Source organism: Oceanicaulis alexandrii DSM 11625, assembly GCF_000420265.1.
Lineage (GTDB): Bacteria > Pseudomonadota > Alphaproteobacteria > Caulobacterales > Maricaulaceae > Oceanicaulis > Oceanicaulis alexandrii.
Genome location: NZ_ATUP01000001.1, coordinates 2,187,144 through 2,210,900, shown reverse-complemented (window position 1 = coordinate 2,210,900; position 23,757 = coordinate 2,187,144). Strand labels below are relative to the sequence as shown.

Annotated in this window: 14 protein-coding genes; 5 read left to right on the top strand and 9 right to left on the bottom strand. The window is 62.5% G+C overall.

Annotation, left to right across the window (positions count from 1 at the left end; translation table 11 throughout):
* Positions 1-54: 54 nt before the first annotated feature.
* Positions 55-2,106, top strand: coding sequence for a putative bifunctional diguanylate cyclase/phosphodiesterase (locus G405_RS15750; protein ID WP_022701478.1), 2,052 nt, complete (start codon positions 55-57; stop codon positions 2,104-2,106).
* A gap of 9 nt (positions 2,107-2,115) precedes the next feature.
* Here the strand turns inward: G405_RS15750 and G405_RS0110490 are convergent, their stop codons facing one another.
* From G405_RS0110490 to G405_RS0110480, 3 genes are all read right to left on the bottom strand, one after another.
* The gene (locus tag G405_RS0110490) at positions 2,116-3,618 is read right to left on the bottom strand and encodes an AMP nucleosidase (protein WP_022701477.1); all 1,503 of its coding nucleotides are present in this window, start codon (positions 3,616-3,618) and stop codon (positions 2,116-2,118) included.
* Between the two features lie 3 nt (positions 3,619-3,621).
* Positions 3,622-3,837, bottom strand: a complete 216-nt coding sequence (locus tag G405_RS0110485; RefSeq protein ID WP_022701476.1) for a hypothetical protein — start codon at positions 3,835-3,837, stop codon at positions 3,622-3,624.
* Positions 3,838-3,939: 102 nt separating this feature from the next.
* Entirely contained in the window at positions 3,940-5,241 is a 1,302-nt protein-coding gene (locus tag G405_RS0110480; RefSeq protein ID WP_022701475.1) for an alkaline phosphatase family protein, read from the bottom strand.
* Positions 5,242-5,387: 146 nt separating this feature from the next.
* Here G405_RS0110480 and G405_RS0110475 point away from each other — a divergent pair, with 146 nt between their 5' ends.
* Positions 5,388-7,982 (top strand): bifunctional aspartate kinase/diaminopimelate decarboxylase, encoded by a 2,595-nt coding sequence (locus tag G405_RS0110475; protein WP_040705570.1) that lies wholly within the window; start codon positions 5,388-5,390, stop codon positions 7,980-7,982.
* A gap of 114 nt (positions 7,983-8,096) precedes the next feature.
* Positions 8,097-9,443: a dGTP triphosphohydrolase gene (dgt, locus tag G405_RS16825; RefSeq protein ID WP_084683462.1), complete on the top strand. Its 1,347-nt coding sequence runs from the start codon at positions 8,097-8,099 to the stop codon at positions 9,441-9,443.
* A gap of 75 nt (positions 9,444-9,518) precedes the next feature.
* Here dgt and G405_RS0110470 read toward each other — a convergent pair whose 3' ends face one another.
* A complete protein-coding gene (locus G405_RS0110470) occupies positions 9,519-11,120 on the bottom strand; it encodes an alkaline phosphatase (protein ID WP_022701473.1) in 1,602 nt (533 codons plus the stop codon).
* A 119-nt stretch (positions 11,121-11,239) separates the two neighbouring features.
* On the opposite strand from G405_RS0110470, the gene G405_RS16590 reads away from it, so the two are divergent.
* Positions 11,240-12,133 carry a diacylglycerol/lipid kinase family protein gene (locus tag G405_RS16590; protein WP_169447516.1) on the top strand — a complete coding sequence of 298 codons (894 nt, stop codon included), beginning with the start codon at positions 11,240-11,242 and terminating at the stop codon, positions 12,131-12,133.
* Positions 12,130-12,912, top strand: coding sequence for a metallophosphoesterase family protein (locus tag G405_RS15740; protein WP_022701471.1), 783 nt, complete (start codon positions 12,130-12,132; stop codon positions 12,910-12,912). Before G405_RS16590 ends, G405_RS15740 begins: the two co-directional genes overlap by 4 nt.
* 75 nt (positions 12,913-12,987) lie before the next feature.
* Here the strand turns inward: G405_RS15740 and G405_RS0110455 are convergent, their stop codons facing one another.
* The 5 genes from G405_RS0110455 to G405_RS0110435 form a co-directional block, all read right to left on the bottom strand.
* On the bottom strand, positions 12,988-14,676 hold the full coding sequence (locus G405_RS0110455; protein WP_084683460.1) for a serine hydrolase domain-containing protein: 1,689 nt from the start codon (positions 14,674-14,676) through the stop codon (positions 12,988-12,990).
* 117 nt (positions 14,677-14,793) lie between these two features.
* Positions 14,794-16,875 carry a M13 family metallopeptidase gene (locus G405_RS0110450; protein WP_022701469.1) on the bottom strand — a complete coding sequence of 694 codons (2,082 nt, stop codon included), beginning with the start codon at positions 16,873-16,875 and terminating at the stop codon, positions 14,794-14,796.
* A 184-nt stretch (positions 16,876-17,059) separates the two neighbouring features.
* The gene (locus tag G405_RS0110445; protein WP_028284729.1) at positions 17,060-19,090 is read right to left on the bottom strand and encodes a M13 family metallopeptidase; all 2,031 of its coding nucleotides are present in this window, start codon (positions 19,088-19,090) and stop codon (positions 17,060-17,062) included.
* A gap of 112 nt (positions 19,091-19,202) precedes the next feature.
* Complete coding sequence (locus tag G405_RS0110440; RefSeq protein ID WP_022701467.1) at positions 19,203-22,424, bottom strand: efflux RND transporter permease subunit; 3,222 nt, start codon at positions 22,422-22,424, stop codon at positions 19,203-19,205.
* A 21-nt stretch (positions 22,425-22,445) separates the two neighbouring features.
* Positions 22,446-23,723, bottom strand: coding sequence for an efflux RND transporter periplasmic adaptor subunit (locus G405_RS0110435; RefSeq protein ID WP_022701466.1), 1,278 nt, complete (start codon positions 23,721-23,723; stop codon positions 22,446-22,448).
* Positions 23,724-23,757: the final 34 nt, after the last annotated feature.

Genomic DNA, 23,757 nt, shown 5'->3' with positions numbered 1-23,757 from the left:
TAAGCGCGAGTTAAGGGTGTGCTGCTAGCAAGTTTACACCTTAAGGAGAATCCTTTGCGCGTCCTCACCTGCCTCGCCCTTGAACACCATTTCCCAAGCGTCCTGCTGGCGGGGCTGGTGTGTCTGCTGAGCTGTTTGCTCAGCATGCGTCTGCAGCGGCGAAGCGAACAGAGCGATGGCGGCGTGCAAGTGGCGTGGCTGGTGATCACGGCCATCTGTCTGAGCGCCGGGATCTGGTCCACCCATTTCATCGCCATGCTGGGATATCGTCCCTCTGCGACTGTCACTCTGGATGTGGACCAGACGGCGCTGTCCGCCCTGATCATTATGTGCGGCACGATTGTCGGCAGTTATCTGGCCACCCTGTCATGGTCGTTCGCGCGCGCTCTGGCCGGCGCCGTGGTCGGGCTGTCCGTCACCGGCATGCATTATGTGGGCATGGCGGCCTATCACCTGGATGCCATTGTGACCTGGGATTTGCGGTATGTGATCGCCTCGGTCGTGCTGGGCGTCTTCTTCGCCTCGCTGGCGTTTGAAGTGTCAGGCCGTTTCGACAAAGGCCTGAAAAAGCTCATTCCGGGGCTGATGTTGGCCTTGGGCGTGGTCAGCCTGCACTTCACAGGCATGGGGGCGATGATGGTGATCCCCCTGGGCGTGTCAGAAGGCCTGAACCCGGTCACCTTCCAGATCCTCGCCTTCACCACCGCCGTCACCACGCTTGTGGTGGTGGGCGCCGGGGGCATCGGCTATGCGGTCGAAGCGGGGCTGCGCGAACGCGCGGACCGGCGCATGCGGCATCTGGCGCTGCATGACATCGTCACCGATCTTCCCAACCGGGCCTGTTTTTCCGCCATGGTCGATCACGCGATTGAAACGCGTAAAGACAAGCGCCTCGCCGTCCTGATGATCGACCTCAACCGGTTCAAGGAAATCAACGATGTCTGGGGCCATCAGGCGGGCGACACCGTGTTATGCGACATCGCCGACCGATTGCGCGGGCATGAACGGCCGGGCGGGTTCGCGGCGCGTCTGGGCGGCGACGAATTCGGCATTGTGATCCCTGTGGAGGATGAAGCGGCGCTCATTGACGAGCTGAACCTGATCGATTCGCTATTCCAGACGCCGGTGCGCCACGCTGATTTCGAGATCATCACCAGCGCCAGCCTGGGCGTGGCGCTCTATCCTGACGACGGGGAAGATCGCGAAACCCTGATGCGCAATGCGGATCTGGCCATGTACAAGGCCAAGACCGACCCGCTGCACCGCATCCAGCATTATGAACACGCCCTGGGCGAGGCCGTCCGACAACGGCGCGAGCTGGCGCAGGATTTGCGCCGGGCGCTCGAGCTCGACCAGCTGAAAATGCATTACCAGCCGCAGATCAATCTGAAGACGGGCGAGGTCTGCGGCTATGAAGCGCTGGTGCGCTGGCCCCACCCGGTCCGGGGCATGGTGTCGCCCGCCGAATTCATTCCGCTGGCCGAAGCGAACGGCCTGATCGGACGCCTGGGCGACTGGGTGCTGGAGACCACGTGCGAGGAAGTGGCGCGCTGGCCGGGTTCGCCCAAGGTGGCGATCAACCTGTCCGCCATCCAGCTCAACGACCCGCATCTGGTGGGCAAGGTGCTGCAGGCGATGGTGTCGACCGGGCTGAGCGCCAGTCAGCTCGAAATCGAGCTGACGGAAACCGCCCTGATCCATGATTTGCGACAGTCACTGAGCGTCCTGCGGCGGATCAAGGCGCTGGGCGTCTCCATGGCGCTCGATGATTTTGGCACCGGGTATTCGGCGCTGGAGACCTTGCGGCAATTTCCCTTCGACAAGATCAAGCTCGACAAGGGATTCACGGACGGCCTGTCAGACGGCGGGCGCTCCCGCGCGGTGATCAGCGCCGTGGTGACGCTGGCGCGCAATCTCGGCGTTCCTGTGCTGGCTGAAGGCGTCGAGACGGCGGATCAGCTCGAACTTCTCAACATGGTCGGCTGTGAGCAGGCGCAAGGCTATCTGATCGGCCGCCCGGCGCCCGGAGAGAACGGCGCGCCGCCCGCGGTGCAGGACGTGATGTGGCGACCGGCTGACCCGGCCGCCACTCAGACTGGAACCTGATCGCACCGCCTATCGGAAGGGCGGCTCGTCAAAGCTGCGCAGCTTGCGCGAATGCAGCGCATCCGCGCCCTGACGCTTGAGGATTTCCACCGCTTCGATCCCCGCCGCCAGGTGCTCAGACACCGATTTGGCGTAGAAACGATTGGCCGCGCCGGGCAGTTTCAACTCGCCATGCAAGGGCTTGTCGGACACGCACAACAGCGTGCCGTAGGGCACCCGCAAGCGGAAACCGTTGGCCGCGATGGTGGCGCTTTCCATATCCACGGCGATTGAGCGCGACTGGTTGATGCGCCGCGCTTCCTGCGTATAGCGCAGCTCCCAGTTCCGGTCGGCATAGGTCACCACGGTGCCCGTGCGCAAACGGCGCTTGAGCTCGCCCGCATCATCGCCGCTGACCGTCTCCACAGCTTCTTGCAGGGCGACCTGAATTTCCGCGATCGGCGGGATCGGGATCTCCACCGGCAATTCGCGGTCCAGCACGCTGTCATAACGCAGATAGGCGTGCGCCAGCACGTAATCGCCCAGACGCTGGGAATGACGCAGACCGCCGCAATGGCCGATCATCATCCAGCATTCAGGCCGCAGCACGGCCAGATGGTCGGTGATGTTCTTGGCGTTCGACGGTCCGACCCCGATATTCACCAGGGTGATTCCGCGGCCATCCTTGGTCTTCAAATGATAGGCCGGCATCTGGAAGCGCCGCCAGGGCGCCGCGCTGATCTCGCCCACAGGATCTTCGCTGCTGGCGTCCACATGGACGAAACCCGCCGCAGACAGGGAGTCGTACTCGGTGTTCTCGTCCTTGACCTGCTCGACCGCCCAATCCACGAACGCATCCACGTAACGATGGTAGTTCGTAAACAGGATGAAGGGCTGCACATCCTCGTAGGGCGTGCCGGTATAGTGCCGGATACGCTGCAGCGAGTAATCGGTGCGCACCGCGTCAAACAGGCTCAGAGGCCGCGACCGCCCGGGAATCGAGGGCCGCTCGCCATTGGGCAGCGCATCGTCGATGCCCGCCAGGTCGGCATAGGGGAAATGGCGCACCAGCTCGGCGGGCGAGGCGGCGTCCATGTCCAGATCATCCGCGCCGTCGAGCACATAAGAGAAGGGGATCTCCTGCACCGACAGGCCGGTTTCGATCTTCACCGGATACATATCCGACAACAGTTCAATCTGCTCGGTCAGATAGCGGCGGAACTGTTCGGGATGGGTGATCGTCTGCTCATAGACGCCCGCTTCGGAAAACTTGCCGAAGGCGCGGCTGATAGGCGGCACGGCGCCGTCAGGCTGGTAGATGATGCGCAGGGCCGGATAGGCGAAGGCGCCCGAGAACCGGTCCGCCTCGGACGGCGGCGGGCCGCCCTCGAGATAGATTTTCAGCTCTTCGCGTAGCGCCTTGACCGACGCTTCAAACATCACGCACAGCCGGTCCACCGCCTCGGCGGCGGTGGCGGCGCGTTTGAAGGTCTTCTCGACAGCCTCGTGTGACACGATGTCGGTATCGCCCAAGGCCTAGTCCTCGCGCTTGACGAAGGTCACCGTGAACAGCGGCTCGCCGTCAAACACCTTCTCGGTCTTGCCGTCTTCGTCAATCATCTGAAAGGCGGTGGGCTCGATCCGGCCTTCCATGCGATAGCCGCGTTCGGCCATGCGGCCGCGATGAAATTCGAGAGCCGCCGCCGAAAACGTCTTGGCCAGGAAAGTGATGCGATGCGGTTCGTCTGCCATGACGGCCTCCTTAAAACTCAGGTGCGCGCGAAGCGCGGTCTCTAAGTCGTACCGCTATCTCCGCGCGCTTCCAAGCCGGGATGACCACCCAGAGCGTGCGACTTACTGCGCGGGGCAGCGCCCGCCGGTCACGCGCGCCACCTCTGACGGATCGCCGTCGGTCTCAGCAGGGTCCAGCCCCAGAGCGCAAGCGATCATCAGATAGACGTTGACGTTCTCGAACGGGGCGACCTCGCCCACCCCGTCAAAGCGGGGGCCGGCGGCGACGAACGTCGCGCCCATGATCGGGTCCAGATTGTCATAGCCGTGATTGCCAGGAATGATGCGTCGCGGCGATTGTTCAAGGCTCGGCGCGACCAGAGACCAGCCCGCCTCCGCCACCACCAGCAGGTCAGGGCCGCGGGTGGGATGGTCGAGATGGTAATGATCAGGCATCTCGCCCGCCTTGTAGGCGGTCACATGGGCGTTGCCCGAGGCGTTGATGGCGTCATGCGCCTCATCAATGGCGGCGTCATCCCCATCTTCGGAGAACAGGAAGATGTAAGGCTGCGCGCCGGCGCCCCAGCGCCCTTCCATGTGCGGCGAGTACACGCGCTCAAAATCGATCCAGTCATCCACCGCGACGATGCGCTCATCTGAAAGCTGGGCCATGCCATGGTCGGAGACGATGATGATGTTGGTGGTGTCCAGAAGGCCGCGCGCTTCAAGCCCGGCCACCAGCTGGGCCACATAGCCGTCCACTTCCGCGACGGCTTCGGCGACCGCCTCGTTCTCGGGCCCGTTGCGATGCGCGACGCTGTCCACGCGGTCGAAATAGACCGCCGCCAGCCGCGGCATGTCTTCGGCCGGCGCGTCATACCAGGCCAGAACCTCGTCCACGCGCTCCTGATAGGGCTTGTCATGCTCGTACGGCGTCCAGATCGTCGGGCGCACGCCGTCATGCTCCACTTCCGAGCCCAGCCAGAACATGATGGCGCTGGTGAGCCCCTCACGTTCGGCGGTGGTCCAGATGGGCTCGCCCTGCCACCAGAACGGATCCTGCGCCGACATCGGGTTCACAAACCCGGTGCGCGCCTCGCGGTCATAGGGCGCGTTTTCTGTCATGCCATGGTTTTCCGGGTAGAGCCCGGTGGCGATGGAATAGAAGTTCACGAAGGTTTTGGACGGCATGACCGGGATCATCCGCTCGGCGCGCACGCCGCGCTCGGCCAGCGCCTCAAGGGTCGGCGCATCATACAGATCCAGGAAGTCGGCTCGGACGCCGTCGAGCCCGATCATCAGGACGCGCTCAGGCTGCTCGATGGCAGCAACATCTGGCGCAGAGGCGGTCTCGGAGACGCTGGCGCAGCTCGCCAGCACCAGCGCACTGCAAACGGCGGCGGTATTTAAAAATGACCGGAACATGACGCATCCCCATGCGATGACAGTAAAATCTGCGCTCGCCCTACCCCATGACGCCGCCGGGGTAAAGTGACGGTCCCGACAAGAAACTTTCGCACTGCAGCATGGCGGGCTATGTCCATCGTTCTGTTGAAATTCTGGACGATCCGATGACTGATCAATCCCTGCCCTCCTCGCGTATCTGGACTGTTTTGAAATTCGGCGGCACCTCGGTGGCCAAGCCGGAAAACTGGGCTGTTATCGCAAAGCTTGCGAAGGCCCGGATCAAACAGGACAAACCGGGCGGCAAGGTGCTGATCGTCCATTCAGCCCTGTCCGGCGTCTCAAACCGGCTCGAAGCCCTGCCCGACAAGGCGCTCAAAGGCGATGTCAGCGTCGAGATCGCCGCCATCAAGGCGGTGCATCTGGATTTCGCCGAAAACGCCGCGCTCGACGGCTCCACCCTGCTGGCGTCCCATTTTGAGACACTCGATCGTCTGGCCGCCGGCATTGCGCTGGTGCGTGAAGCCAGCCCGCGCGTGCGCGCGGAATTGCTGGCGCTGGGCGAACAGATGGCGAGCGTTCTGGGTATGGAGCGCCTGCGTCAGGAAGGGCTGAACCCTGTCCTCCTGGACGCCCGTGAGGCGCTGACAGCCTCGTCTGACGGCACGGACGCCAGCGGCTATCTGTCCAATTCCGTCATCGAGGGCGTCGACAAGACGCTGCAGGCGCGCCTGAAAGACGCCGATCTGGTGCTGACCCAGGGCTTCATCGCCCGCAATAACCGCGGCGAAACCGTCTTGCTGGGTCGGGGCGGATCAGACACCTCGGCGGCGTATTTCGCCAACAAGCTGGAAGCGGCGAAGCTTGAGATCTGGACCGATGTGCCGGGCCTCTTCAGCGCCGATCCGCGCCTGACCGAGGGCGCGCGCCTGCTGCAGGCGCTGTCTTATGACGAGGCGCAGGAAATCGCGACCATGGGCGGCAAGGTGCTGCATCCGCGCTGCATCGGCCCGGCCCGCCGGGCGAATGTCCCAGTGGAAGTGCGCTCCACCTTGCGGCCGGAACTCGCCGGCACCTTGATCACGTCCGAGCCCGGCGATGACGCGCCGCAGCTGAAAGCCGTGTCGGTCAAAACCGGCGTGCGCATCGTCACCATGGAAGGCGCGGGCATGTGGCGGCAGGCGGGCTTCCTCGCCGATGTCTTCGCCTGCTTCAAGGAATGCGGCGTGTCGGTGGATCTGGTCTCCACCTCCGAAACCAACATCACCGTCAGCCTGGACCCCGACCCGAGCCTGGACCAGGCGCGACTCGACGCCCTGCGCGCGCGGCTCGAGCCGTTCTGCCGGGTGAAAATCATCGAGGACGGCGCGGCGGTGTCGCTCGTGGGTTATGGCGTGCGGCGCATATTGCACAAGCTCGCCCCGGCGCTGGAAATGTTCCAGGACAAGCCGATCCGGCTGGTCAGCCAGGCCGCCAATGATCTCAACTTCACCGTGGTGGTGGATGAAAGCGAGGGCCGCACCCTCGCCGCGCGCCTGCATGAAGAGCTGATCGCCCCCGCCCCCTCCGGCCCCGTCTTCGGGCCGAGCTGGGCGGAGCTCAATGACACCGCCGCCGCCAAGCCTGCACGCCCCACGCCATGGTGGGCGACCAAGCGCGACCAGCTGATCAAGCTGACCCCGCAAACCGGCGGGCGCTATGTCTATGACCTTGAGACGATCAAGGCCCGCGCCAGCGCGGTGGCGGGCATCAAGAGCGTCAATCGCGCCTTTTACGCCATGAAGGCCAACCCGCACCCGGAGGTCCTCAAGACCATTTTCGAGGCGGGCCTCGGCTTTGAGTGCGTGTCGCCGGGCGAGCTGATGCGCCTGAAAGACACTTTCCCCGGGCTTGACCCCAGGAAGGTGCTGTTCACCCCCAATTTCGCCTCGCGCCATGAATACGCCGCCGCGATCGAGCTGGGCACGAACCTCACCATTGACGGCCTGCATCCGCTGACCCACTGGCCTGACATGTTCAAGGGCGCGGAGATCATCCTGCGCATCAATCCCGACCGTCCGCGCGGCCACCACCAGCATGTTCAAACCGCCGGGCCGAAAGCGAAATTCGGCATTCCGCTCGACCAGCTCGACGCTGCGCGCGAGGCCGCGGCCAAAGCGGGCGCGACCGTCATCGGCCTGCACGCCCATGCGGGCTCTGGCGTGGTGGAGGCGAACCATTGGCGCGAGATCGGGGCCATTCTGGCCCGCGCCGCCGAGGGCTTTTCTGACATCCGCATCCTCAATGTAGGCGGAGGCCTGGGCGTGCCGGAAAGCGCGGAAGCGCCCGCGCTCGACCTGTCAAAAGTGGACGCCGAACTCGCCACGCTCAAACAGGCCCTGCCCGGTTATGAAATCTGGATGGAGCCCGGCCGCTATCCGGTGGCCGAAGCGGGCGTGCTGTTGTCGGGCGTCACGCAAGTGAAGCATGCCTTCGGCACGCGCTTTATTGGCCTGGGGACCGGCATGAACTCGCTGATCCGCCCGGCGCTCTATGGCGCGCGGCATGAGATCGTGAACCTCACGCGCTATGATGAAGACGGCACGGGCATGGCCTCCATCGTCGGCCCCATCTGCGAAAGCGCGGACCTTCTGGGCGCCGACCGCCTGATGCCCGACACCCAAGAAGGCGACGTCATCGCCATCGCCGAAACCGGCGCCTATGGCGCGGTCATGGCCAGCCGGTATAATTTGCGCGAACCGGCGGACGAGGTGGTGATTTAGGGGGCTCAACCAAGGCTAAGTCTATGAATCAAAGTGTTTCAAATGCATACTTCCCCTTATTGGTGAAAGTTCATAAACTAAGAAACACATGGCTAGATTCACACGGAGCCCCTTATGGATTGGCATGCGCTTCTTTGCAGCGAAAGATTGAATAATAATAACTATAAACACTCGCCATATCGTTCTATATTTATCCAGGACTATGATAGAATAGTCTTTTCAGCCCCATTTCGACGTCTAGCGAACAAGACACAGGTCCAACCACTTTATGAGAACGATCACGTTCACCATCGACTTATTCATTCGGTGGAAGTTAGTTGCGTAGGTAGATCACTCGCGAGCCAGGTTGGAAAATGGCTAGAGAAACGAAAGGTGATCAAGACAGGGGAATCTAGCAATATCGCTGATATTGTTCAGGCTGCATGCGCTGCTCACGATATTGGCAACCCTCCTTTCGGCCACTCTGGAGAAACCGCCATCGGTGATTGGTTCGCAGAGAAGTTTGAAGAATCAAAGGGTATTTTTTCTACCCTAGACAATAAAGAACGCTTAGAATTCGAAAATTTCGAAGGAAATGCACAAGGGTTTCGCATTTTAACTCGCCTAGAAATGAAAAGAAACGAAGGAGGAATGCAGTTATCAAAAGCTGTATTAGGGTCGTTTACGAAGTACCCAACCACGGCTCCGGTTCAAAAGAAATTAGAATCAGACAGCAAAAAATATGTTGGCGTAAAAAAATTTGGCATATTCCATTCAGAACTAGACATCTTTGAAGATATCGCAGAATCCCTCAATCTAATTAGTAACAGTTCTGACGCAGGCACCTGGTGGAAACGCCACCCTTTAGTATTTATAGTGGAAGCCGCTGATGACATTTGCTACAATATAGTCGATCTTGAAGATGCATTCACTACCGGAGAGCTTTCATTTGAATCAGTTAAAGAACTCTTATATGAAGCAGCAGAATTTCCTAATATTGACTTTACCGGGCAAACTGAACCAGAACAAATTGCGTACCTGAGAGCCATAAGCATCGGAAAATCTATAGATAGTTGCTTCGAAGCATTTCAGCAAAACTACGACGCCATAATGTCAGGGGGCTTTTCCAGCTCTCTTGCCGCATCAGGACCCAAAAAAGCTATATTTGATAAAATTCAAAAAGTTGCCATAAAACGAATATTCACCGCTAGAAGAAAAACAAAATTGGAAATTTCTGGGCAACAAGTTATAAATTCTGTTATGTCATCAATTCTCCCCATATTTGAAGAACTCTACAGAAATAACTGGGAACCAAGCAAGCTCAGCAATTACAATGAAAAGATGGTTAGAGCCCTCGGTATTGATCTCAGAGATATCACAAATTCACGTGAAGCTCTTCACGCGTTAGCTGATTTCACTTCGGGAATGACTGACCGGTATGCAGTAGGCACTGCCCGCATGATAAGCGGAAGTGGAGTATAAGCATTTCTTTCTTCACACACAAAAAAAGCCCCGGTCACATCGACCGGGGCTTTGTCGTTTCAGGACTGACGCGACCTAGTCGTCATCATCCTCGTCTTCATCGTCGTCATAATCCGCATCCACCATCGCGGCGGTGGCGCTCCAGCCGTAAGCGTGGGTGATGACGTGGTGGAGAGTGTGTTGCTCCATCGAGCCGTCCACCAGATGCGCCCAGGGGCCGACGGCGTAGGCGATGACGTCTTCGCCCGAATGGGTTTCAGAGCCCATGGGCACCGCCGCTTGCTGGCGATAATCAGGGTCCATGACGATTTCGTCGGTCAGGGGCTCGGCATCGTCGCCGCGCGGACGCAGCGGTCCGCCATTGTGATAGCCCAGCGTGGTGTAGGGACGACCGTCGCCCGCCGGCAGCGGCGGGGTTTCAGCGTCACTGAGGTTCGGGGCGGGCGGTCGCACCAGCCCGAGGATCGGATTGCCGCGACGCGGATAGCCCGCAATGGTGAACACATGGCCGTGGTCGGCGGTGACGAGGATCAGCGTCTCGTCGAGATCGACCATGGACTGCGCCCGATCAATGGCTTCAGAGAACGCCAGCGCGTCATTGAGCGCGCGCGCGGCGTTGGCGCCATGGTGGGCGTGATCGATCCGGCCACCCTCAACCAGCAAATAATAGCCGTCGTCATTGTTGGAGAGCCGCTCGATGGCGAACTCGGTCAGCTCGGCCAGGGACGGCTCCACCGCCGCATCGCGATCCAGTTCAAAGCTGAGATGGGAGTTGGTGAACAAGCCCAGCACCGGCGCGTCGTCATCCGCATCCAGCGCGTCAAACCCGGCGCGATCCTCGATATAGACGCCGCCCAGATTCGCCCATTCGGCAGTGAGATCGCGGTCGGCGCGCTGGCCGCCCTGCTCCTGGGTGACAAAGGCCGCCCGGCCGCCCCCCAGCGCCAGATCAAGGCCATCGCCATACTCCCCTGTGCGCGTGCCGATCAGCTGTGCGGCGATGTCGGTGCAGCCCGCCGCTGCGGCATCTGCCGGCAGCGCCGTGTCGGTTTCCCAGTTGCGGCTCGTGACATGGGCGTAGGTGGTGGCGGGGGTGGCGTGCGTCAGCCGCGCCGAGGAGACGATGCCCGTGGACAGGCCGCGCGCTTCCGCCATCTCGACAAGCGTCTGCGGCACCGGGCCGCCCTGACAGGGTTCGATGGTGTCGCGTGCATAGACCGAGATGGCGCCTGAATGGGTTTTCACACCGGCATGAATGGCGGTCGCGGTCGCGGCGCTGTCTGGCACTTGCGCATTGTCGGAATAGGTCTTGATCAGCGCCGAATGGCCCCAGCGCTCGAACGGCAGGTAATTCTCCTCGCCGCTCATGCCGCGGTTCTGGCCGTCGAGGATGCGGGCGGCGGTGATCGTGCTGAGGTTCAGACCATCACCGATAAAGACGATGACGTTACGCGCCCGACCTTCGCGTTCGGGCCGCGCCAGACGATCCAGAATTTCGCTTTGCGCCAGCGTGCGCCAGTCTGCGCCCGGTCCGTCAAATTCGGCGGGAGCGACGGCGGCGGCCTCGGGTGCGTCATCATCACGGCCCGACCAATCGATATCGGACTGAACATTGACGGACTGACAGGCGGTGAGCGCCAGGGCGCTGACGGATAAAAGTATGGCGCGGACGATCATGATGGATCCCTTCTCAAACTTGGGCGTTGTTTAGCGCGGGAATGTGACGGATCAAAGCATCTCCCCTGACTTCCCTGCACGCGTGGCCTAGGGTGATCGCCTTCTTGGAGAGTAGACGCTTGAAAACCTTGTCCCTTGTGCTCAACGCCCATTCTGGAACCACGCGAGAGCTGGGACGGGACAAAGTGCTCGACGCCGTCACGCGGTCCGCCGACTGGGCGAAGGTGATCGTCCATGACTGCGGCGACGGGTTTGAAGACTGCATCAGCCAGGCCTGCGCCGAGCCGTCAGACTATATCGCGGTGGCCGGCGGGGACGGCACGGCGGCGGCGGTGCTCAACCAGCTGGTGCGCACCCGGTGCAAGACGCCGGTCATTCCCCTGCCATTGGGGACGGCGAACCTTTTGCCCAAACGGCTTTATGGCGAGCGCTCCATCGAGACCATTCTGAAAGAAGCGCCGGACTATCCCGTCGAGCCGTTGCACGCCGGCGAGGTGGAGGGGCATCTGTTTTTCTGCGCCCTGATGGCGGGCTTTCCCGTCCGGGTCGGTCAGGCGCGCGAGGCCTTGCGCCCCGACGGAGACGGCCGCCGTCCGTTGCGCGCCCTGACGCGGTTGCGTCAGGCGCTGCGCGCATTCCTGAAGACCCGGTTGCGGCTGACGCTGGATGATGACGAGGTGCGCAAGCTCAGCCGCGCCAACGCGCTGATGACCATTCCCGGCGGCGCCATGACAATGATCCACGGCGCCCGTCCGGGCGATGAGGTGCTCGAGCACATTTTCACCCATACCGATGACCTGGGCGACGCCCTGGGCGCGATGACCGGATTTCTGGGTGAGATGCTGAATATGGGCGAGCTCGCGCCCCAACGCTCCTATGAGAGCGCTGTGCTGGACGGCCCGTCGAAAGTCACGGTGATGCTGGATGGCGAAACCCTGACCCTGAAGACTCCGCTGCGCATCACCTTAAGGCCCAACGCCGCCCTGTTCGCTGCTCCGGAGGCCCAGGCATGACTCGACTGGCGCAGATTTCAGACCTGCATTTCGGCGCGGAATCCCCCGGCCTGCCCGACGCCTTGCTGGAGAGCCTCGCTGCGCTCAAACCCGACGCGGTGATCGCATCGGGCGATTTCACCCAATATGGCCGCCGACGCGAGTTTGACGCCGCACGCGATTTCTTCAGCGCCATTGATGCGCCTGTCATCGCGGCGCCGGGCAATCACGATACGCCCTATCTTAACCTCGCCGCCCGTGTCGCCGCGCCCTGGGCGCGCTTTGAAAAACGGCTCGGCCAGGGCGTCACGCCCAGCTGGCGTTCTCCGCTGGCGGCGGTGGAATCTTTTCTGACAGCGCGCGGCCTGCAAGCCCAGCTCGACTGGTCGCTGGGCCGGGCCAATCCCAGGCACGCCGCCAAAATTGGACAGATGCTGTCTGATTTTAACGGTCTCAAAGTCGTCGCCGCCCACCATCCGCTGGTGGCCCCGGGCGGCCTGCATGGACGCGCGAAGACTCATGGCGGTCGCGAAGCTGCAGAGATCTTCGCCCAATGCGGCGTCGACCTGGTGGTGACGGGCCACCTGCATCAGGTGTTCGCCCTGCCCCAACGCCGCCCCGACGGCAAGGCGTGCTGGTTTGTGGGCGCCGGCACGGCGCTGTCTCACCGCACACGCGGCGAACCGCCCAGCTTCAACCTGTTTGAGCATTCCCTGGAAGGCCTGAGCCTGACCGTCTATGCCGCGCAAGACGGCGAGAACCGCTTCGCCCCGATCAAGACCCAGGCGCTGCACGGATAGCGCGTCCCATGCGCTTAAGAAAAACCCCGGACGCGGCGCGCCCGGGGCTGATCCAGTTTCAGTGGCGTCGAACGCTTACTCGGTGACGCGCTCCGCCAGGATTTCCTGACCGCTCTGTTGCAGCGTGACAGACGGAGCCGGATCGCCTGAAGAGAAGACAAGGCGCGCATCCACGCCGGACACCAGAAACTCAACGTCGCTGATGGCGTTGATGGCGATGGGGTCCTGGCCTGTGAGCTGGGCTTCCAGAACGCCGGTCTCGGTGAACCGGATCTCAAGCACCGCAGCGCCCAGCGCATATGCGCCCACATAGGCTTCAAGCGTGCTGGCGGGCAGTTCGATGACGTCAGGTTGTTCTGGCACGGGGCCGGACCAGAGCGCGGGTTCCGCCTCGCTGGCGCCTTGCTGGTACATATTCATCTGAGACGTCCCATCGGATGAGGACACGATCTCAAACCAGGTCAGGCTGTTGGGGCCGTAAAAGAACCGATTGTCGCCCGCCGGAAAGACCTCGCTGGCGCTGCCACCAGAGCGCAGCGTGTACAGCTGGCCGTCACGAGCGAAGAACTGACGCGTGTCGTCCGTGCCTTCAATCGCATAGACCCCGTACAGATCTTCCAGGCTCGTCAGATCGGTCTCGACCGCTTCAAACAGCGGATAGGGATCGTTCAGCGCATAACTGGCGATGCGCCGCATCAAGACGCCCGCATCAAGCGGCGGTTGGTCTGAATTGGCCAGCACGGTGACGTACAGATTGTCGTCCGGCACATAGACGCTGTCAGTGTTGAAGCCGAAGATCCCGCCGCTATGGCCGATCGCGGGATGCCCGCGCACATCGTCCACAGACAGGCCGAAGCCATAGGGAATCTCCGTCCCGTCCGCCATCTGGGTCGGCGCCGTCATTTGCTGATAGAGCTCCGGCGAAACGATCTCGCCGCCATTAAGCGCTTCAAGCCAGAGCGCCAGGTCCTGGGTGTTTGCGATCAGCGCCCCGGCAGCGTGGGGCACGCTCATGTGAATGGGTGTGGACGCTTCAATCTCACCGTCATCGTTGAGGGTGTAGCCAGACGCCATGTTCGCCATGGACGCGCTGTCCCCGCCATAACGCAGCGTCTCAAGACCGAGCGGTTCAGCGATGCGCGCCTCGACAGCCTCGTGCCAGGCCATCCCGGTCTTCATCTCGATGATGGCGCCGAGAAGAACATAGCCTGAATTGTTATAGGCATAGGTCTCGCCCGGAGCGTTGGGCGCAGGAAGCTCTGAAAACTCGGCGATCAGCGCCTCGGTCGTATACGCCCTGTTGGTGTTGGCCTCGACCATCCAGCCCGGAATGCTCGTATAGGACTGAATACCGGAGGTGTGGTTGAGAAGCTGGCGCACGGTTGCGCTGGCGCCCGGCGCATCAAAGCCCTCAAACAGGTCACCGATGGTGTCGTCGAGGGAGAGTGCGCCCTCGTCCACGAGCTGCAAGATCACGGCGGCGGTGAATTGTTTGGTGATGGAGGCGAGGCGGAAGACGGTGTCAGGCGTCACAGCGTCCCCCGTTTCCAGATTCGCCAGCCCGGCCCCGCGCGCGTAAACGACATCGCCATTCTGGCGCACCAGAACCGAAACGCCCGGCGTTTGCGCCGTCCAGTGGGCCTCAATCAGGGCGTCGGCCTGGTCGGCCCAATCCGGCGCGGGATCGGATTGAGCAAAACCTGCGTTGAAGCCCGCGCCCATCAAGGCGACGGCGGATAGTCCGGCGCGTAACATGCTTGGCATTCGTCTCTTCCTTCTTTCAAGGCCTGGTCCCGGCGCCCCACCCTGTTGCGGGGCAAAAAATAACCCCGGGCGGCGAGCCACCCGGGGTCGTCAGTCATAATGATGCACGAAGTGCGCTTACCAGATGCGCACGCGCTGTTCTGGCGGCAGATAAAGCTCATGCTCTTCGGTGACGCCGAACGCTTCGTACCAGGCGTCCAGGTTCCGAACGACGCCATTGATGCGGTATTGCGGCGGGCTATGAGGTCCTTGCACCAGCTGAGCGCGCAGGGCGTCGTCGGTGTACAGGTTGCGCCAGACTTGCGCCCAGCCCAAGAAGAAACGCTGATCGCCGGTCAGACCGTCGATCACCGGCGCTTCGCCGCCATAGACTTCGTCCACATAGTCACGCCAGGCGGTGTAGGCCATTTGCAGGCCGCCCAGATCGCCGATGTTTTCGCCCATGCTCAACCGGCCGGAGACGCACATGTCGTCGATCGGACAGAAGCCGTCATACTGCTCGGCGAGCACGGAGGAGCGCTCTTCAAAGCGGCTGTTGGTTTCTTCCGTCCACCAGTCGCGCAGACGACCTTCAGAGTCGTACCGGCGGCCGTTATCGTCAAAGCCGTGGCCGATCTCGTGACCGATCACGCCGCCAATGCCGCCAAAGTTCAGCGCCGGGTCAGCGTTCGGGTCAAAGAACGGCGCCTGCAGGATGCCGGCGGGGAAGGTGATCTGGTTTTGCAGTGGATTGTAGCTGGCGTTGACGATCTGCGGCGGCCAGCCCCATTCGCGCGGGTCGACCGGATTGGCCAGGTCTTCCAGCTGTTCGGCCCAGCCGCGTTCGGCCATGCTCACCCGGTTGCCGAAATAGTCATCGGCGGAAATCTCAAGGCCCTCATAGGTGTCCCAGATTTCCGGATAGCCGATGCGCGGTTCGAAGGTGGACAGCTTGGTCAGCGCCTGTTCGCGCGTCTCGTCATCCATCCATTCCAGCTGCTCGAGGCGGCCGCGGAAGGCGGTGGTCAGACGGTTGACCAGGTCTTCCATCTGGGTTTTCGAACTCGGCGGGAAGTGACGCTGCACATAGATCTGGCCCACGGCGTGGCCTAGGGCGCCGCCCACCAGATTCACGCCCCGGCGGTCGCGCGGACGCTGTTCGGTCTGACCGCGCAGGGTCTGGCCGAAGAACTCAAAGCTCGCCTGATCAAATTCGGCCGGCAGCCAGGAGGCGCGGTCGGAGATGAAGTGGAAGGTCATCCACGCCTTGATGGTGTCGATGTCGGTCTCGGCGAAGATCGCGGAGGTCTGCTCGATGGCGGTGGGCTGCACCACGATCAGGTTTTCAACGTCCAGACCCAGCGCCTGAGCGCCTTCGACGAAGTTGAAGGACGGCGCCAGCGCATCCAGCTCGTCCATGGTCATGACGTTATAGGTCTGCGTCACGTCGCGGCTGTCTTCGCGGGTCCAATGCGCCTCGGCGATGCGGGTTTCCAGCGCCAGGATGGCGTCGGCGTTGGCTTCGCCGTTCTCAAGGCCCGCCAGCTCATGCAGGCGGATGATGTAGTTGCGATAGCCGTCGCGATATTCCTGGAAGCGCTCGGTGTCTTCGAGATAGTAGTCGCGATTGCCAAGGCCCAGACCGCCCTGGAACAGGCGCAGCGCGTTGACCGTGGGATCGGACGGATCCGCCCAGACCGCGAAGCCGTAAGGCGACTGATGGTGGATCGAGTTGAACAGGGCCGCTGCATCGTCCAGCGTCTCGACCGCGTCGATTTCAGCCAGATACGGCTGAAGCGGGGCGACGCCCGCCGCTTCGATGGCGTCGGCGTTCATCCAGGAGGCGTACAGATCGCCCACCAGCTGGCTGTTGGAGCCGGCTTCACCGCCTTCAGCGGCGGCGTCGTCAATGATCGCCTGAACCTGTTCCTCCGCTTCCAGCGCCAGGATCGAGAAGGTGCCGTAGCGAGAAAACTCGCCCGGAATCTCGGTTTCCGTCAGCCAGGTCCCGTTGGCGAACTGGTTGAAGTCATCACCGGCGTGAACGCTGGAGTCCATGCCGTCCACGTCAAAACCGAAGGTGCCATAGACCGGCGCGGCGGCGGTTTCGGTGGCGGCGACTTGCGCGCCAGAGTTTGAGTCAGCAGGCGCGTCGGCCGGGCCGCACGCCGCAAGGCTGAGCACGGCGAGCGCCGAGCATGACAGCAGCATTTGTTTCATATGATTTTCCCCTTGATCGTCACAGATGACGTCTGCCCGGCGCGCCGGGTGATGTCATAATTGTGCCGCACCCTCACGTTCGCCAAGATGGATAGCAAGTGAAATTGCTGAAAGTCTGGGCTAACCCCATGAAAAAGCCCGGCGCCGAGGCGCCGGGCTTCAACGGTTCCGATCAGAGGCTGGTCTACCAGATCGAAACACGTTGTTCGGGCGGCAGATAGAGCTCATCGCTCTCATCCACGTCGAACGCGGCATACCAGGCGTCGATATTGCGCACCACGCCGTTCACCCGATACTCGGACGGGCTGTGGGGGTCGGTCCGCAGACGGCTGATCAGATTGTCCTCGCGATACAGGCGACGCCAGACCTGAGCCCAGCCGAGGAAGAAGCGCTGATCGCCGGTGAAGCCGTCAATGACCGGCGCTTCACCGTCATAATGCTCGTCCACATAGGCGCGCCAGGCGGAGTACGCCATTTCCATCCCGCCCAGATCGCCAATGTTTTCACCCAGGGTGAAACGGCCATTGACGGTGTGGCCTTCGAGCGGTTCGAACTGGTCATACTGGGCGACCAGAGCGTCCGAGCGTTCGACAAAGCGCTCATTGGTCTCCGCCGTCCACCAGTCGCGGATGCGGCCCTGGGCGTCAAAGCGGCGACCCTGATCATCAAAGCCATGGCCGATTTCGTGCCCGATCACCGCGCCGATGCCGCCGAAATTGACCGCCATATCGGCGTTCGGGTCAAAGAACGGCGCCTGCAGGATGCCGGCGGGGAAGGTGATCTGGTTCAAAAGCGGATTATAGCTGGCGTTGACGATTTGCGGCGGCCAGCTCCATTCGCGACGATCCACGGGACCGGCGAGATCTTCCAGCTGTTCCGCCCAGGCGAGTTCGGCCATGCGGATCCGGTTGCCGAAATAGTCGTCCGCTGAAATCTCGAGACCGTCATAAGTGTCCCAGACTTCCGGATAGCCCACGCGCGATTCAAAGGTGGAGAGTTTCTCCAGCGCCTGCTCGCGGGTCTCGTCATCCATCCAGCTGAGGTTTTCAAGGCGAATGCGGAACGCGTCGCGCAGGCCCAGCACCAGCTCGTCCATCTGGGTTTTGGATTCCGGCGGGAAGTGCCGGTCCACATAGATCTGGCCCACGGCATGGCCCAGCGCCCCACCGATCAGATCCACGCCGCGCTTGTCGCGGTCGCGCTGTTCTTCGACGCCATTGAGGGTGCGCGAGAAGAACTCGAAACTGGCCTGATCAAAGTCATCGCCCAGCCAGCTGGCCCGGTCAGACAGGAAGTGGAAGGTCATATAGGCCTTCAGCGTGTCCAGATCCGTTTCGGAGAAAATCTCACCGGCGTCCGCGATGGCGCTCGGCGTGGCGACCATGAAGCTTTCCTGGCCGCCCAGGCCGAAACGCTCGAGATTGGCGCGGAAATCAAATGGCGGCGCGAGCGCCTCCACTTCATCCAGGCTCAGCACATTGTAGATCTCGGTGATCTCGCGGGTGCGCTCCTGGGTCCAGTGAACCTCGGCCAGCGCCGTTTCCAGCGCCATGATCGCCTGGGCCTTGTCGACGCCGCCGTCAATGCCGGCCAGATCGAAAATGCGTTCGATATAGGCGAGATAAGCCTCGCGATAGCGGGCGGAGGACTCATCGTCTTCCAGATAGTAATCGCGATCGGGCAGCCCCAGACCGCCCTGCCCCATATAGAGGGTGTAGCGGCTGGTGTCGGCAGGGTCGGGGATCACGCCCACGCCCCAGGGAGAGGCGTAATGCACGCTGGCGAACAGACGCGCCACATCCTCCCAGCTATTGGAGGCGTTGATCTCGTCGAGATAGGGCTGCGCCGGCGCCAGGCCGCGCGCATTGATCGTGTCGGCATCCATCCAGGACTTGAACAGATCCCCCACCAGCTGGGCGTTGGAGCCCGGTGCGGCGTCTGTGGCGGCGGCTTCGTCGACAATTTCGCGCACATGCTCGTCCGCTTCGATGGCGAGCTTGGTGAACATGCCGTAATTGGAGCGGTCGGACGGAATTTCCGTACGCTCAAGCCAAGCCTGGTTGGCGTACTGGAAGAAGTCGTCGCCCGGGTCGAGCGCGGCGTTCATGCCGGTGGCGTCAAAGCCGAAATCGCCCAGAACCGGGTCCTGAATGGCGAAGGCGGGCGCGGCGACGGCGAGCGCGATGAACGCGGCGCCGGTCATAAGATGTTTCATCATTTTCCCCTTTGAGATTTTTATTGCAGGCGCCTCAAAAAGATCGGCGTCAAAGGTAAAAGCTGTCGCGCGGAGCCTGTGAGGCAGCACTCCGCGCGACAATCCGGAGGGTTTATTCGGCCGGAGCCGCGCCCTCTTCAGGATGGCCCACATCAACGCCGTCCAGGCCAGAGTCATGACCACTATAGCTGTCGCCGACGCGGGGCTGTTTCTCGCCGGTCCACATGCCCTTGAAGAAGCGGCCGATATCCGCGCCGATCGCATAGAGCGCCGGCACCATCAGCAAGGTCAGGAACAGGGCGAAGATCACCGCGAAGCCCAGCGAGATCACCATGGGCTTGAGGAACTGCGCCGCGGTGGAGCGTTCCGCGATCATCGGCAGGATGCCGATAAAGGTGGTGACCGTGGTCAGCAGGATCGGCCGGAAGCGTTGCACGCCCGCATCCACCAGGGCCTGCATGGCCCCCACGCCGCGATCGCGCAGCCGGTTCACAAAGTCCACCAGCACCAGGTTGTCGTTGATCACGATCCCGGCCGCCGCCCCGATGCCGAACATGGAGAACAGCGCGAAGGGCTCGCCCAGGATCAGGTGGCCGAACACCGCCCCGGCATAGGCCATGGGGATGGCGGTCATGATCATGATGGGCTGGGCGTAGGACCGGAACGCCACCGCCAGCAGGACATACATCATCACCAGCATCATCAGCTGATACTTGATGACTTCGGCCAGGAACTGGGCTTCGCCCTCCGCCTCGCCGATAGCGCCGGTGGAGATGCCCGGAAAGCGCTCTTCCCACTGCGGGAAGAACTCTTCCTGCAATTCCTCGCGGATGCTGGCCGCCGCGTCATTGTCGGTCAGCTCGGCGCTGACCGTCACGGTGCGCTGACGCTCACGACGACGGATCTGGTTGATCCCCGGCGCAAACTCGGCGTCGACCACGGCCGCCAGCGGCACTTCCCGGCCGTCACTGGTGCGGATGCGTAGATTGTTCACCGCATCCAGGCTGTTGCGAGCCTCCCGGGGATAGCGAACCATCACCCGCACATCCTCGCCGTCACGCGGCAAGCGCTGGACTTCATAACCGTAGAACGCCTGGCCGACCTGGCGGGTCACGTCCGCCAGCGTCAGGCCCAGAGCCCGGGCGTCGGGACGCAGCGTCAGACGCAGCTCGTCCGCGGAGGACTGCAGATTGTCCACGATGTCATAGGTGGTCTCGAACGTCGCCAGATGCTGGCGCAGCTCCGCCGCCGCCGCTCGCAGAACGTCGAGATCGGGATGGTTGATGGCGAACTGGATCGCCGGACCATTGCCGTTCAGCGTCGCCTCGAAACGGATTTCCTCCGCGTCCGGCACAGGGCCGAGCGCATCGCGCAGACGCTGCGCCACATCCGCTGTCGGGATCCGCCCCGGACGGTTTTCCGGCGGGGCGATGTTGATCCAGGCGCGCACCGCGCCGTCCACGGCGAGGGTGGAGCGCGAGCGGATCATGTCGTCTTCGTCCGGAAACTCCTCGCGATACGCCTGCTGAACTTCCAACTCGGCCTCGTCCAGACGCGCCCGGATTTCGTCGGTGCGCGACCAGGGCGTGCCTTCGGCCAGCTGGATGTTCACCCGGATCAGATCGCTCTCGATTTCCGGCATGAAGGCGGACTTCACATAGCCGTTCGCCTGCAGGGCGATGGCCAGGCCGAACACGCCGATGAAGAACATCAAGGTGGCGTAGCGCAAGCGGATCGCCGTCGCCAGGATCGGCCCGTAAACGGCGTGCGCGAACCCGAGCAGGCTATCGGCGATCATCGCCTGGAACTTGATGAAAGGCCCGAAGAACCCGTCCGTGCGCTGCGGTTTGATATGCGCCAGGTGCGCCGGCAGGATCAAAAGCGATTCAATCAGCGAGAAGCCCAGGGCCGCAATGATCACCAGCGAGATCTGACGGGTGAACTGAACCTCAGGTCCCGACAGCATCATCCAGGGCGCGAACGCCATCATGGTGGTGATCACGGCGAACACCACAGGCTTGGCCACCATCTGGGTGCCCACGACCGCGGCCGTCAGGCCCTGTTCGCCCCGTTCCACACGGGCGTGAATGTTCTCACCCACGATGATGGCGTCATCGACCACCACCCCGATCACGATCAGGAAGGCGAACAGCGACAGGAAGTTCAGCGTCAGACCGATCATCGGCAGCACCAGGAAGGCGCCGGCGAAGGCCGTGGCGATACCGATGGTCACCCAGAAGGCCACGATGGGCCGCAGGAAGAGCACCAGAATGCCCAGCACCAGCACCAGACCCAAAAGGGCTGACGAGCCGATCACCTGCAATTGCGAATTGAACTGGTCGGCGCCGTCCCACCACACCGACAGCTGAACGGTGGAGGGCAGTTCGGTGTTCTTGCGCTCGAGATACTCCTTCATGGCGTTGGACACGTCGATAATGTCCGAGCTGCCGGTGGAGCGGATCGCGATGATCACCATCTGCTCGCCATCAAAGGTGGCGTTCAGATTGGCGTCCACCAGACCGTCAATCACGGTCGCCACATCGCCGACGCGCACCACGCCGCCATCAGGCGTCTGACGCACGATGATGTTTTCAAAGTCGTAAGCGGTGTCCGCCAGCTCTCGCGAGGCGATGCGCACATCGCCCAGATCCGTCCGGACCGAGCCGGCCGAGGTGTTGATGGAGGTGCTGGCGATAGCCTGGGCGATCTCGGCGAAGCCCACGCCATAGCGGCGCATGTCTTCTTCCGACACTTCAATCGCGACTTCCTCGCCCAGCGTGCCCATGATCTCGACCAGAGAGGCGCCGGGGATGGTGGAGGAAATCTCGTTGCGGATTTCACGGGCGATCCGTTGCAGATCACGGCGGTCAATCTCACCATGCAAGGCGAAGCCGGCGATCTGGTCGGAGTTCTGCCAGCGCGAGACCTGCGGGCGATAGGATTCGCGCGGCAGGTTGTTGATGGAGTCCACGCGCAGCTTGATCTCGTCAATAAAGGCCGAGGCTTCCTGGCTGGGCAGACCGGACACATAGACCGAGCCTGAGCCTTCACGGGCGACGGCGGAGAGTTCGTCCACCCCGTCCAGATCGCTCAGCGCTTCTTCAATGCGCACGATGATCTGTTCTTCAATCTCCTGGGGCGACGCGCCCGGCCAGGCGACCGAGATCGATGCACCGGGGAAGACGGCGCCGGGGTTGTTCTCCCGTTGCATGGAGAAATACCCCACGACGCCGCCGATCAGCGCGATCAGCATCAGAAGGTTGGCGGCCACCGAATTCTTGGCCCACCAGGCCAGGATGCCGGTGTGTTGGTCATGTTCAGGATTATGAACCATGATCGTTCTCCTCAATCCTGATTAATTGGCCCGCGACGCGGTGGTGGTCTGTTCGACCATCGCATCCGTGGCGGGTTCATCTTCGGACTCGTCTTCGGCCTCAGGCTCGGGGTCGAGCGGATCGCCATTGGCGTCCAGCGCGCGCACCAGCATGCCGTCGGCTGCGCCGCGCAGCGGCGAGGTGACGATGCGGTCGCCCGGCTCAACGCCAGCGGTGACCACAACGCGCTCCGCGCTGGTGTCGATCACCGTCACGCGATGGATGGCCAACGTGCCGTCCAGCTGCGCCACGAACACCTGGTCCGCGCCGCGCAAGGCGCTGCGCGGCAGCACGATGGCGTTCTCCAGCTCGCGCCCGTCAATGCGAGCCGTGACGAACAGGCCCACAGCCAGCGGGGCGCCGGCGGCTTCAGCCGCTTCCCCGTAAGGGTCTTCAACCTCGATGATGGCGCTCATGGTGCGGGTCTGCGGGTCGATGGCGCTTTCAGAGCGCACCAGCAGGCCTTCCCAGTTGCGCACCTGGCCGGCCACGTTCGCGCTCAAATGCGCCGGGCGGCCCGGATTGGTTTCATTGGCGTGGAAGGCCAGCGGCAGGTTCAAGGTGGCCAGCTCGGCATTCGTCAACGGCAGACGCACCTGCACCCGGTTCGTGGCGAACACGCGACCCAGTCGTGCGCCCGGGCCCACATACTGGCCCAAGTCAGCGGACTTGGCGCGCACCCGGCCTTCAAACGGGGCGGTGATGCGGGTGCGGCTCAGATTGAGGCGGGCTTCATCCAGGGTGGCCTGAGCAGACGCCAATTGGGCACGCGCTTCGGCCATTTGCGGTTCACGCAAAGTCAGCGGGCTGGCTTCGCCTTCACCCAGAGAGGCCCATTCTTCACGCGCCAGCTCGGCTTCGGCCTGTTCACGCACCAGCGCCTGGCGGCTCTGGGCGACAAGGGCTTCCGCACGGGTGACGGCGAGGCGGTAGTCGGCGTCTTCCAGGCGAACGAGCACTTCGCCCGCCTCAAAGAAACCGCCATCCACGAAATTGGGGTTCACATAGGTGATCCGGCCCGACACTTGCGCCGTCAAATCGATCTCGGTGAGCGGGGTGACCTCGCCCTGGGTGGTGACCGACAATTGCACCGGGCTCAACTCGGCTTCGGTGACGAACACCGCAGACGGCCGCGCGACGACTTCAGCGCGCTCAGCCTGCGGCGCAGCCGCCGCCAGCACGACGTACAGAACGATGAATGCGAAGAGCACCGCGACCGGCAACCCTATAATCAACAAACGACCAACAAACTTGCTCATGACCAACCTCTATTATGCCTGACCGGTATGCCGG